Genomic DNA, 11,751 nt, shown 5'->3' with positions numbered 1-11,751 from the left:
GCGTTTCCGACTCTATCAGATCTTTCCGACCCGATTTCCTCGGTGCTTTCCAGGTTCCCGCTTCCGCGTTTCCCTTTCCGGCGGTTCCGACTTTATCAGAAGTTTTTGGCCGGTCTGACCGGCCGCTCGTTTCCGATTCATCGGGAGAGGCTTCAATGAAAGCAACGTTTCAAGAAGCAGATAGATGTTCACTGTGGCCGGTCTGGGACTAGAGCCCATCTCCAGGCAACTGTTCGAATCTACCTCCCCGCACTTGCCGTGTCAACGGCTCCTGTGGGGCGAAGAGGAGACTAGCAGTTGAACGGACGTGGTCGCACATCCGGCGGTCGGCGGGACGATCAGGCGGCTGTCGGGACGGTCGCGCTGCGTTCCGCCGCCTCGACGTCTCCGGTCTCTCCCGCGCGGGCGGCCCGGCCGCCCAGGACGTAGACGTAAGCCAGGAAGGCCGCTTCGGCGACGACGCCGATGGCTATGCGGGTCCAGGTGGGGAGGCCCGACGGGGTGACGAAGCCTTCGATGGCGCCCGAGACGAAGAGGACGAGGGCCAGGCCTATGGCCATGCCTATGGCCGCGCGGCCTTCCTCCGCGAGCGCCGTGCGCCGTGTCCGCGGACCGGGGTCGATGAGTGTCCAGCCGAGGCGCAGGCCCGTGCCGGCTGCGACGAAGACGGCGGTCAGCTCCAGGAGGCCGTGCGGGAGTACCAGCCCGAGGAACGTGTCGAGGCGGCCGGCCGAGGACATCAGGCCGACGCCGACACCGAGATTCAGCATGTTCTGGAAGAGGATCCAGAGGACCGGGAGTCCGAGGAAGACCCCGAGGATGAGGCACAGGGCGGCTGCCCAGGCGTTGTTCGTCCAGACCTGGGCGGCGAAGCTGGCGGCCGGATGGCTGGAGTAGTACGTCTCGTACTGACCGCCGGGGCGGGTGAGCTCGCGCAGTTCACCGGGAGCCGCGATCGAGCCCTGTACCTCGGGGTGGGTGCCGATCCACCAGCCCAGAAGGGCGGCGACGGCCGTGGACAGGAGAGCGGTGGGCACCCACCAGTGCCGTGCCTTGTAGACGGCGGCGGGGAAACCGTGGGCGAGGAAGCGGGTGACGTCCCGCCAGGAGGCGCGGCGGGTGCCTGTCACGGCACTGCGCGCGCGTGCCACGAGTTGACTGAGCCGGCCGGTCAGCTGCGGGTCGGGGGCGCTGGACTGGATCAGGGAGAGGTGCGTCGCGGTGCGCTGGTAGAGGGTGACGAGTTCGTCGGCCTCAGCGCCGTCGAGGCGGCGCCGGCGGCGGAGGAGGGCTTCGAGGCGGTCCCACTCCGCTCGGTGGGCGGAGACGAAGACGTCGAGGTCCATCGGTGTGCCTGCTCCTCGGCTGGTCGTCGGAGGCTCGTCGTGGATCAGCTTGTCGTACTACGGTGCGATGCGCCCTCAGCTTGGCAGACTGGCCCTGTCGGGGGCAGGGCAGGGGAAGGACGGCGGGCGTGAGTGAGCTGGTGACGGGCGAGGCTGTGGCGTTGGAGCTGCGCCCCGCGAGGCTGCCCAGCAGGGCGCTGGCCGTGCTGCTCGATCTGATGGCGGCCATGGCGGTCTACGTCGCGGTGACCATCGTGCTGGTCACCTCCACGGCCTCCCTCGACGAGGCGGCGCAGACGGCGTTGTCCATCGCGTCCTTCGTTCTCGTGCTGGTGGGTGGGCCGATCGCGGTCGAGACCCTCAGTCACGGGCGGTCGCTCGGGAAGATGGCGTGCGGTCTGCGGGTGGTGCGGGACGACGGAGGCCCCATCCGGTTCCGGCATGCGCTGGTGAGGGGCTTGATCGGGGTGATCGAGATCCTCATGACCTTCGGGATCGTCGCCTGTATCGCCTCGTTCGTGTCGGCGCGCGGGCGGCGGCTGGGAGACGTGTTCGCGGGGACGCTCGTCGTGCGGGAGCGGATTCCGGTCACGCGGACCGGTTTCGTGCCGCCTCCTCCGCCCTGGCTGTCCGGGCGGTTCGCGGGGCTCGATCTGTCGGCGGTGCCCGACGGGTTGTGGCTCGCCGTCCGGCAGTACCTGACGCGCATGCAGCAGCTGGATCCGCAGGTGGGCCGGTCGATGGCGGAGCGGCTGGCGGCGGATCTGGCGGAGCGTACGGGGGCTCCGGTGCCCCACGGTGTGCCGCCGGCCGCGTATCTGGCGGCGGTCGTGCAGGAACGGCAGGCGCGGGAGGCCCGGCGGGCTTTCGGGAACGAGGCGGCCCTGGCGGCGAAGTCCACCGCCGCCCCGGCGCCCGCCGCCCCGGTCGCCGCGGCCGATGCTGCCGTGGACGGCGCCACTCCCGGATTCCGACCCCCGGCGGGGGCTGTGCCCGGGGTGGTGCCCGAGGTGGTCGAGCCGTCCGACGGGGAGCGGCTCGCAAAGCCGGCGGTGCCACCGGCGGTTCCGGCCGGCGAGCAGCCTCGCACCGGGTTCGTGCCTCCGGCCTAGGGCGGGGCGGGGCAGGCGGCGCCGGCGGAACGCGGCTGCCCGCTCAGGTGAACACCGACGGCGGTGATTCCAGGTCTTCGAGCTCGATGCCGGGGGCCGCGAGCACCACGTCCCCGGCGATGTGCACGGCGTGCTGCTCACCTGTGTCCAGGGCTGTGACCTGGTATTCGTCCACGGTCAGGGGGCCGTTGTCAGTGGCGTGTGCTTCGCTTCTCAGCAAGGTCCAGGACTGGTCCAGGGTGCGGGGGGCGAGGACCGGGTCCGTGAAGGCGACGAGGCGTACGCGGGTGGCCGCTGAGGAGGGGGTGAGGCGCAGGAGGCGGGCGGTGGCGACGAGGAAGGCCGGGGATGTGCCGGTGAAGGCGTGGGCGCGGACATTGCCTTCGGTGGCCTCGGTCCCGGTGGGGTCGGTGCGGACCCAGGTGACGCCGTCGAGGGCTGCGCCACGGACCTGCCAGGCGGCGGCGTGGAGTTCCAGGCGGATGGGTCGGCCCAGTTCGTCGAGGGTGAGGTCGACGGAGCCGTGGTGATCGCCTGCGGGGGTGGTGAGCTGGGAGACGTAGCGCCAGCCGGAGGGGCCGGGGGCGCATTGGAAGTGTTCGTCCGCGAGGGGGGTGTGATCGTGCGGATCGTGGAGCGAATAGCGGCCGCGGGGCATGGGAGTCCTGGGTCCTGACGGGCTGGGCCGGTCGCCGGCCGGGCGAACGGAGCAGGCCCCCGGCACGGGGGTGCGGGGGCCTGCCTCGGGGATCTGACCGGTTACCGGCCGGCCGGCAGCGGTGCTGCTCGGCTCAGTGGCGATATCGGCTCAGTAGCGGTAGTGGTCCGGCTTGAACGGGCCCTCTACCTTCACGCCGATGTACTCGGCCTGCTCCGGGCGGAGCGTCGTCAGCTTCACGCCGAGCGCGTCGAGGTGGAGGCGGGCGACCTTCTCGTCGAGGTGCTTGGGCAGCACGTAGACACCGGTCGGGTACTCGTCGGGCTTGGTGAACAGCTCGATCTGGGCCAGGGTCTGGTCCGCGAAGGAGTTGGACATCACGAACGAGGGGTGGCCGGTGGCGTTGCCCAGGTTCAGCAGGCGGCCCTCGGACAGGACGATGATCACCTTGCCGTCGGGGAAGGTCCAGGTGTGGACCTGGGGCTTGACCTCGTCCTTGACGATGCCGGGGATCTTCGCGAGGCCGGCCATGTCGATCTCGTTGTCGAAGTGGCCGATGTTGCCGACGATCGCCTGGTGCTTCATCTTGGCCATGTCCGCGGCCATGATGATGTCCTTGTTGCCGGTCGTGGTGATGAAGATGTCGGCCTTGTCGACGACGTCGTCGAGGGTGGCGACCTGGTAGCCGTCCATCGCGGCCTGCAGGGCGCAGATCGGGTCGATCTCGGTGACGATCACCCGGGCGCCCTGGCCGCGCAGGGACTCCGCGCAGCCCTTGCCCACGTCGCCGTAGCCGAAGACGACCGCGGTCTTGCCGCCGATGAGGACGTCGGTGGCGCGGTTGATGCCGTCGATCAGGGAGTGGCGGCAGCCGTACTTGTTGTCGAACTTCGACTTGGTGACGGCGTCGTTGACGTTGATCGCCGGGAACAGCAGGACACCGTCGCGCTGCATCTCGTACAGGCGGTGGACACCGGTCGTGGTCTCCTCGGTGACACCGCGGATCTCCGAGGAGAGCTGGGTCCACTTCTGGGGGTCCTCGCCCAGGGTGCGGTTCAGCAGCTCCAGGATGACGCGGTGCTCGTCGGACTCGGCCGTGTCGGGCGAGGGGGCCTTGCCGTCCTTCTCGTACTCCACGCCCTTGTGGACCAGGAGGGTGGCGTCACCACCGTCGTCCAGGATCATGTTGGGGCCGCCGGTGGGGCTGTCCGGCCAGGTCAGCGCCTGCTCCGTGCACCACCAGTACTCCTGGAGGGTCTCGCCCTTCCAGGCGAAGACCGGCACACCCTGCGGGTTGTCGGGCGTGCCGTTCGGGCCGACGGCGATGGCGGCGGCCGCGTGGTCCTGGGTGGAGAAGATGTTGCAGGACGCCCAGCGGACCTGCGCGCCCAGGGCGACCAGCGTCTCGATGAGCACGGCGGTCTGCACCGTCATGTGCAGGGAGCCGGTGACACGGGCGCCGGCCAGGGGCTGTGCGTCGGCGTACTCCTTGCGGATCGCCATCAGGCCCGGCATCTCGTGCTCGGCGAGGGTGATCTCCTTGCGGCCGAACTCGGCCAGGGAGAGGTCGGCGACCTTGAAGTCCTGTCGGTTCTCGACAGTCGTCATTGCGAGCTGCTCCTCGGGGTGTGGGTCGAGGGTGGGTACGGCTGGTCTGCGCGGCGGCGGACACAGGGGTGCCCGAAAGAGGACACAGGCATGCCCGCGTACGCGCAGCGCAGTCCGTCGGAGGCCCTCTCTCCCTCGGCCGGTCCGCTTCAGGACCGCCCGACCGCCATCAGCAGCGACGTCTGGCTCCGTCCCAAGCTACACCGGGCGCGGGCGCGATCCCCAGTCCGTGGGCGAACACATCGAGCCGATCATGTGACGGACCGGAGGACGGACCGGGCGGCACGAACTGCGTGACGGGGCCGGGAAGCGGGACGACGAGCCAGGTGGCGGGGCCGGGAAGCGGGACGGGGCCCGCCGAGTGGTTCGGCGGGCCCCGTGGGCCGGAGAGGGAGGGTCAGTGCTCGGCGGGGTGGGGGGCGGGGCCGCCCGGGGAGGCCTCGGGGTCGGGGCCCTTGGCCGCTTCCTTCTCGCTGTAGATGTCCGGCTCGAGGTAGATCACGCGGGCGATCGGGACGGCGTCGCGGATGCGGGCCTCGGCGGCGTCGATGGCGGTGGCGATCTCGGTGGCCGTGTCGTCGTGCTGGACGGCGATCTTGGCGGCGACGAGGAGTTCCTCGGGGCCGAGGTGGAGCGTGCGCATGTGGATGATGCGGGTGACCGTGTCACCGTCCACGATGGCGGCCTCGATCTTGCGGGTCTCCTCGGCGCCGGCGGACTCGCCGAGCAGCAGGGACTTGGTCTCGGCGGCGAGGACCAGCGCGATCAGGACGAGCAGGACGCCGATGCAGAGGGTGCCGATGCCGTCCCAGACGCTCTCGCCGGTCAGCAGGGCGAGGCCGACGCCGCCGAGCGCGAGGACCAGGCCGACGAGGGCGCCGAAGTCCTCCAGGAGGACGACCGGCAGCTCGGGGGCCTTGGCGTGGCGGATGAAGTCCTTCCACGAGCGGTGGCCGCGGAGGGTGTTGGACTCCTTGATGGCCGTGCGGAAGGAGAAGCCCTCGGCGATGATCGCGAAGACCAGGACGCCGACGGGCCAGTACCAGTGCGTCAGCTCGTGCGGGTGCTTGATCTTCTCGTAGCCCTCGTAGAGGGCGAACATGCCGCCGAGCGAGAAGAGCACGATGGAGACGAGGAAGGCGTAGATGTAGCGCTCGCGGCCGTAGCCGAAGGGGTGTTCGGGGGTGGCCTCGCGCTTGGCCTTCTTGCCGCCGACCAGGAGCAGTGCCTGGTTGCCGGAGTCGGCGACGGAGTGCACGGACTCTGCGAGCATCGACGACGAGCCGCTGAAGAGGAACGCCACGAACTTCGCCACCGCGATCGCGAGGTTGGCGCCCAATGCCGCCACGATCGCCTTGGTACCGCCTGACGCGCTCATATGTCCGCGTTGTCCCTTCGTACGCCGTTCCAGGGCCCGGGCGACCGCCTTGGTGCGCGCCCGTGGCTTTGCCCGTGCTTGACGGTGGGCCATTGTTGCAGCCCGCCGTGACAGCGGTGAGTCAGGTCACCAGCACGGGGTTCTCGAAACGGTCAGGCGACGACGGTGGCCCGGAAAAGCGTTCCCGTTCCGGATACTTCGGCCTTTTCGCCGGCGGGGACGAAGACGGACGCGCCGGGGGTGAGGTCGTGCTCGCCGGCCCGGACGGTGCCGGCCGTGCAGAGCAGGATCTGCGGGGTCGGGCGGGTGAGGTCGTGGGTGGCGCCCGCCTCGGGGAGGACGTAGCGGGACAGGCGGAACTCGTCGATGGGGGTCTCGTAGACCTCCTCGCCGTCCGGGGTGGCCTCGGGCCGCAGGACGCCGGGGTCGCTGGGGAGGAAGCGGACGATGCGCAGGAGTTCGGGGACGTCGACGTGCTTGGGGGTGAGGCCGCAGCGCAGGACGTTGTCGGAGTTGGCCATGATCTCCACGCCGAGGCCGTTCAGGTAGGCGTGCGGGACGCCGGCGCCGAGGTAGAGGGCCTCGCCCGGCTGGAGCCGGACGTGGTTCAGCAGCATCGCGGCGAGAACGCCGGGGTCGCCCGGGTAGTGGTGGGCGATGTCGGCGTAGGGGGCGTAGGCGCCGCCGAGGCGGGTGCAGGCGGTCGCGGCCTCCGCGACCGTGCGGGACATCTCGTCGGGGTCGGCGGTGAGGATCGCCGTGAGGACCTCGCGCAGGGCGGCGTCCTCGGGGTGGGCGTGGAGCAGGTCGACGTAGGGCTTGAGGGAGTCGACTCCGAGGTCGTCGAGGAGAGCCGCTGCGGCCAGGGGGGCGCGGAAGCCGCACAGGCCGTCGAACTCGGTGAGGGCGCAGATCAGTTCGGGCTTGTGGTTGGCGTCCTTGTAGTTGCGGTGCGGGGCGTCCAGGGGGATGCCCCGTCGCTCCTCGTCGGCGTAGCCCTCCTGCGCCTGGGCGAGGTCGGGGTGGACCTGGAGGGACAGCGGGGCGCCCGCGGCGAGGATCTTGAGGAGGAAGGGCAGCCGGGGGCCGAACCTGGCGACGGCGGCGGGCCCGAGTTCCTTCTCGGGGTCGGCGTCGAGGACCTCGACGAGCGTGCCCCGGCCGGTGCGCGAGGGCGCGCCCGGGTGGGCGCCCATCCACATCTCCGCCTGCGGTTCGCCGGTCGGTTCGACGCCGAGCAGCTGCGGGATGGCGGTCGGGGAGCCCCAGGCGTAGGGGCGGACGGTGTTGTCGAGGCGGTCCATGGGGTTCTCTCTGCGTGGTGCGGGGGCGGGCGCGTCAGGGTGTCCCGGGCAAGATCAGGCCCTCGAAGCGAGCGCCAGGTAAACGGCGGCGAAATCCGTGATGGCGATCAGTTCGGCGAGGGTCTCCAGTTCGCCGCCGGCTTCCGGTTCGAGCTCGCTGATCGGTGTGTCGTGGCTCAGGGCGAGGTCGCGGGCGCCGGGTGCGGCGGTGAGGCCGCCGATGGGGCGGTCGCGCAGCAGCACCACGCGCGCGTGCAGGGCGGGTGGCTCCTCGACGCGGTCGCGGAAGAAGTCGTCGGGGTCGGCGCTGGCGGCCAGGGGGCCGGCGAGCAGGGCACCGTGGGCGGCGAGCGCCTCGGGGAGTTCGGCGACGACGGCGGGGGTGCCGGACAGCTCGGCGAGGGCGGCGGCGAAGCGGCGGCCCGCGGGCCCTGCCGAGGTGCCTTCGGTCCAGACGACGGGGAGCGCGTCGGCCAGTTCGGCGGCCAGGGTCTTGGCGGCGTTGCTGTAGGTGGCGATGGCCGGGCCGCAGCGTTCGGCGACGAGGTCGAGCCGGTCGGCGACCTTGCCGAGGGCGTCCGGCGGGGCGTCGAGCACGCCGGTGCGGTCCAGGAGTGCCAGCAGCGGGGTGAGCAGGGCCCACAGGACGCCGGGGGCGGACGCGGCCAGGGGCTCGTCCTGGTCGTACGGGGCGGTCGCCACGGGGACGAACAGGCCGTGCGCACCGGCGACCGCCTCGGCGAGCGGGGTGCGGGCAGGGGCCACGGCGACGACGGTGCAGCCCCTGCGGTACGCCTGCTCGGCGAGCAGCGACAGTCCGGGTTCGGTGCCGTCGGGGGTGGTGATCAGCAGGAGGTCCACGGAGCCGGTCCAGCCGGGCAGTTCCCACCGCAGGGCTCCCGCGGCGGGGGCGACGCCGGTGGGAGCGAGGCGGGTGACCGGGCTGCCTGCGCCGGCCAGCGTGCCGATGAGGTCGGCGGCGTGGGTGGCGGCGGCACCCGGGCCGGCGATGAGGACCGCGCGGGGGCGGCCGTCCGGCTTGAGGTCGTTGACGCCGGCTTCCGCGGCATGGCGGGCGGCCGTGCGCACGCGGGCGCCGGCTTCCGCGGCGCCGCGGAGCAGCCCGCGGTGGTCGGCCTCGGCGAGGCCCTCCGGAGAGTCGAGCAGCGATTCGTCGAGCATGGGCGGCATTTCCCATCGCCGGGGTCCGTTGTGAGGGTGTCCTGGATCGTGCCCGCTGAGCCGGGGGTCATGTGCACCGGGTGTCGCTCGGGTGCGTGTGAAGGCGGTTGCCCGGTCGGCAGCCGCCGTGTGCGGTGCCGGAGCCGGCATCCGGGCGCACCCCGGCGCTCACGCGGGGCGGCGGGCCTCGTCGACGAGCAGCACGGGGATGCCGTCGCGGACGGGGTAGGCCAGGCCGCAGCCGGCGTCGGTGCAGATCAGCTCGGCGTCCTGCTCCCTGAGGGGGGAGTGGCAGGCCGGGCAGGCGAGGATCTCGAGGAGGCCGGATTCGAGGGGCATAAGGGGTTCCTCCGGGGATGCGTGCGCTCGGGTCGTGCCTGGTCAGGTTACCGCCGGTGGGGGTGGGGCCTCAGCCTCTGATGATCCCCAGCACCTCGTCCCGCACCCGGGCCATCGTGCCGGCGTCCCTCGCCTCCGCGTTCAGGCGCAGCAGTGGCTCCGTGTTGGACGGTCGGACGTTGAACCACCAGTCGGCGCCGGAGACGGTGAGGCCGTCGAGCTCGTCGAGGGTGACGCCCTCGCGGCTCCCGTATGCGGAACGGATGGCGGCGAGGCTGGCCTGCTGGTCGGCGACCGTGGAGTTGATCTCGCCGGAGCCGGCGTAGCGGTCGTACTGGGCCACGAGGGCGGACAGGGGGCCGTCCTGGCCGCCCAGGGCCGCCAGGACGTGCAGGGCGGCGAGCATGCCGGTGTCGGCGTTCCAGAAGTCGCGGAAGTAGTAGTGCGCGGAGTGCTCGCCGCCGAAGATCGCGCCGGTGCGGGCCATCTCGGCCTTGATGAAGGAGTGGCCCACGCGTGTGCGGACCGGGCTGCCGCCGTTCTCCTCGACGACCTCGGGCACCGACCAGGACGTGATCAGGTTGTGGATGATCGTGCCCTTGCCGCCGTGCCGGGCCAGTTCGCGGGAGGCGACCAGGGCGGTGATCGCCGACGGGGAGACCGGCTCGCCGCGCTCGTCGACGACGAAGCAGCGGTCCGCGTCGCCGTCGAAGGCGAGGCCCAGGTCGGCGCCCTCCTCGCGGACACGCTTCTGCAGGTCGACGAGGTTGGCCGGGTCGAGGGGGTTGGCCTCGTGATTGGGGAAGGTGCCGTCGAGCTCGAAGTACATCGGCACCAGGGTCAGGGGCAGGCCGGCGAAGACCTCGGGGACGGTGTGCCCGCCCATGCCGTTGCCCGCGTCGACGACGACCTTCAGGGGGCGGATGGACGTCAGGTCGACCAGGGAGCGCAGGTGGGCCGCGTAGTCCGACAGCGTGTCGCGGCCGGTGACGGTGCCCGCCTTCGCGGCCGGCTCCGGGGCGCCCGACTCGCTCCAGCCCTCGACCAGTTCACGGATCTCCGCCAGGCCGGTGTCCTGGCCGACGGGCGCGGCGCCCGAGCGGCACATCTTGATGCCGTTGTACTGCGCCGGGTTGTGGGAGGCGGTGAACATGGCGCCCGGCAGGTTCAGCGCGCCCGAGGCGTAGTACAGCTGGTCCGTCGAGCAGAGGCCGATCTCCGTCACGTCGGCGCCCAGGGCTGCCGCCCCGCGTGCGAAGGCCCGCGACAGGCCCGGGGAGGAGGGCCGCATGTCGTGTCCGGTCGTGATGGCGCTCGCGCCGGTGACCCGCACGAAGGCCGCTCCGAAGAGCTCGGCCAGGGACTCGTCCCACTGGTCGGGGACGACCCCGCGTACGTCGTACGCCTTCACGACCTGCGACAGATCAGCAGCCACGGCCAACCTTCCTGAAAAAGTACTGTCGGTCCGCCCAAACTACCCTCGCCCACCGACGAAGCGCCGGGCGGATGCCAAGAGGACTCCCAGCCGTAACCCTCAGGTCAGGGCAGCACTTCAGTCGGGGCGGGGGTGCGGGGGCCGGCCACGGTCGCGCTCATCACAGCCGGGTCCGCTCGACGGGGTCGCGCGTGAGGAGCTGAGGGGGGCGGGGTCAGCTGTCGGGCGATCGCAGGACCCGCAGGTGGCCGCGTCGCGCGACCTCTCTCGGGTCTGCACCGCGGCCCGCGCCGCCGGCCTCGGCCGCACGCTCCTGCGGACGGGCCGCCTCGCGCACCGCGTTGGCGAGCGCTTCCAGGTCGTCACCGCTGGGGCGGGCCGGGGCCGAACCGTCGAGGAGCCGGACGACCTCCCAGCCGCGCGGGGCGGTGAGGCGCTCGGAGTGCTCGGCGCACAGGTCGTAGCAGTGGGGTTCGGCGTAGGTGGCGAGCGGGCCGAGGACCGCGGTCGAGTCGGCGTAGACGTACGTCAGCGTCGCGACGGCGGGACGGCCGCAGGCGGTGCGCGAACAGCGACGTACAGGGCTCACGACGTTGGACGGTACCGCACTCTTGAGCGGGCCGCGACGACTCTCCACCAGGTCACTCCCCCGTGTCGTGCTGTGAAACGCCGCACACCCCCCTTCGGGCGCACCCTTCTGACCTGCCAGGACCTCGGCGTCCGAGGTGGAGATCAACCCCGCAGGCGATCAAGAGTCATCACAAAACCCTCAAATACCGTGAGGGCGCCGCTCTCGACGGGATACGGATTTGAGCCCAACCTTGGCTTGAATCGTCATGTAACGACATGGCGCACGGTGGCGGCCGGAAGGCGCCCCTGCCGTCGTGCGGTGCCGGGCACGGGGGCACGGCGGGGACTACCCTTCACCAGTGATGGACAAGCCCGTATCGCCCCGTGCCGCCGCCCCAGGGCCCCGCCGTCGTGATCGTCACGGACGGGGCATGCGCGGCCCGATCGCACCGCCGCAGGTGCCGCTCGCCGCGAGCCGCGCGGAGGCGTTCGCCGATCTGGTGCAGGACTCCGTGGAGCGTCTGGAGCGGCGGTGGCCGCAACTCGCCGACATCGACTTCCTGGTCCTGGAGGTGCCGCGGCTCGACGGGCCCGGCCAGGCGTGGAACGACGAGGCGGTGCCGCTCGGCGGCACGATCAGCGCGCGCGAGGACCGCCCCGCGCGCGTGGTCGTCTACCGGCGGCCGGTCGAGATCCGCACCAAGGGGCGCGACGAGCGGGCGGCGCTGGTGCACGAGGTCGTCGTCGAGCAGGTCGCCGAGCTCCTCGGGCTGACTCCGGAGACGGTGGACCCGCGATACGGCGAGGACCAGGGCTGAG

The 11,751-nt window shown here is 71.7% G+C and carries 11 protein-coding genes; 2 read left to right on the top strand and 9 right to left on the bottom strand.

All coding sequences use genetic code 11. The features are described from left to right. Positions 1-338 precede the first annotated feature (338 nt). Positions 339-1,346 (bottom strand): stage II sporulation protein M, encoded by a 1,008-nt coding sequence (locus ACFCXS_RS15835; protein WP_376643828.1) that lies wholly within the window; start codon positions 1,344-1,346, stop codon positions 339-341. A gap of 128 nt (positions 1,347-1,474) precedes the next feature. Here ACFCXS_RS15835 and ACFCXS_RS15830 point away from each other — a divergent pair, with 128 nt between their 5' ends. Next, complete coding sequence (locus ACFCXS_RS15830) at positions 1,475-2,458, top strand: RDD family protein (protein WP_376643827.1); 984 nt, start codon at positions 1,475-1,477, stop codon at positions 2,456-2,458. Between the two features lie 43 nt (positions 2,459-2,501). Here the strand turns inward: ACFCXS_RS15830 and ACFCXS_RS15825 are convergent, their stop codons facing one another. From ACFCXS_RS15825 to ACFCXS_RS15790, 8 genes are all read right to left on the bottom strand, one after another. Then, positions 2,502-3,116 carry a hypothetical protein gene (locus ACFCXS_RS15825; RefSeq protein ID WP_376643826.1) on the bottom strand — a complete coding sequence of 205 codons (615 nt, stop codon included), beginning with the start codon at positions 3,114-3,116 and terminating at the stop codon, positions 2,502-2,504. A gap of 150 nt (positions 3,117-3,266) precedes the next feature. Beyond that, positions 3,267-4,724 (bottom strand): adenosylhomocysteinase, encoded by a 1,458-nt coding sequence (gene ahcY / locus ACFCXS_RS15820; protein WP_376643825.1) that lies wholly within the window; start codon positions 4,722-4,724, stop codon positions 3,267-3,269. A gap of 397 nt (positions 4,725-5,121) precedes the next feature. After that, positions 5,122-6,102, bottom strand: a complete 981-nt coding sequence (locus ACFCXS_RS15815) for a cation diffusion facilitator family transporter (RefSeq protein WP_376643824.1) — start codon at positions 6,100-6,102, stop codon at positions 5,122-5,124. Positions 6,103-6,254: 152 nt separating this feature from the next. Beyond that, positions 6,255-7,406: a mannose-6-phosphate isomerase, class I gene (manA, locus tag ACFCXS_RS15810; RefSeq protein ID WP_376643823.1), complete on the bottom strand. Its 1,152-nt coding sequence runs from the start codon at positions 7,404-7,406 to the stop codon at positions 6,255-6,257. Positions 7,407-7,460: 54 nt separating this feature from the next. Next, positions 7,461-8,588, bottom strand: coding sequence for an SIS domain-containing protein (locus ACFCXS_RS15805; RefSeq protein WP_376643822.1), 1,128 nt, complete (start codon positions 8,586-8,588; stop codon positions 7,461-7,463). A gap of 168 nt (positions 8,589-8,756) precedes the next feature. Further along, the gene (locus tag ACFCXS_RS15800; RefSeq protein ID WP_376643821.1) at positions 8,757-8,927 is read right to left on the bottom strand and encodes a Trm112 family protein; all 171 of its coding nucleotides are present in this window, start codon (positions 8,925-8,927) and stop codon (positions 8,757-8,759) included. 70 nt (positions 8,928-8,997) lie between these two features. Further along, entirely contained in the window at positions 8,998-10,362 is a 1,365-nt protein-coding gene (locus tag ACFCXS_RS15795) for a phosphomannomutase/phosphoglucomutase (RefSeq protein WP_376643820.1), read from the bottom strand. Positions 10,363-10,576: 214 nt separating this feature from the next. Continuing rightward, on the bottom strand, positions 10,577-10,999 hold the full coding sequence (locus tag ACFCXS_RS15790; protein ID WP_376643819.1) for a DUF3499 domain-containing protein: 423 nt from the start codon (positions 10,997-10,999) through the stop codon (positions 10,577-10,579). Between the two features lie 295 nt (positions 11,000-11,294). Between ACFCXS_RS15790 and ACFCXS_RS15785 the strand changes: the two genes are divergently transcribed. Beyond that, the gene (locus ACFCXS_RS15785; protein WP_376643817.1) at positions 11,295-11,750 is read left to right on the top strand and encodes a metallopeptidase family protein; all 456 of its coding nucleotides are present in this window, start codon (positions 11,295-11,297) and stop codon (positions 11,748-11,750) included. The last annotated feature ends 1 nt before the right edge of the window (position 11,751 follow it).

It is taken from the genome of Streptomyces sp. NPDC056373, from assembly GCF_042262425.1.
GTDB lineage: Bacteria > Actinomycetota > Actinomycetes > Streptomycetales > Streptomycetaceae > Streptomyces.
This window is presented reverse-complemented; position numbering and strand designations above follow the sequence as displayed.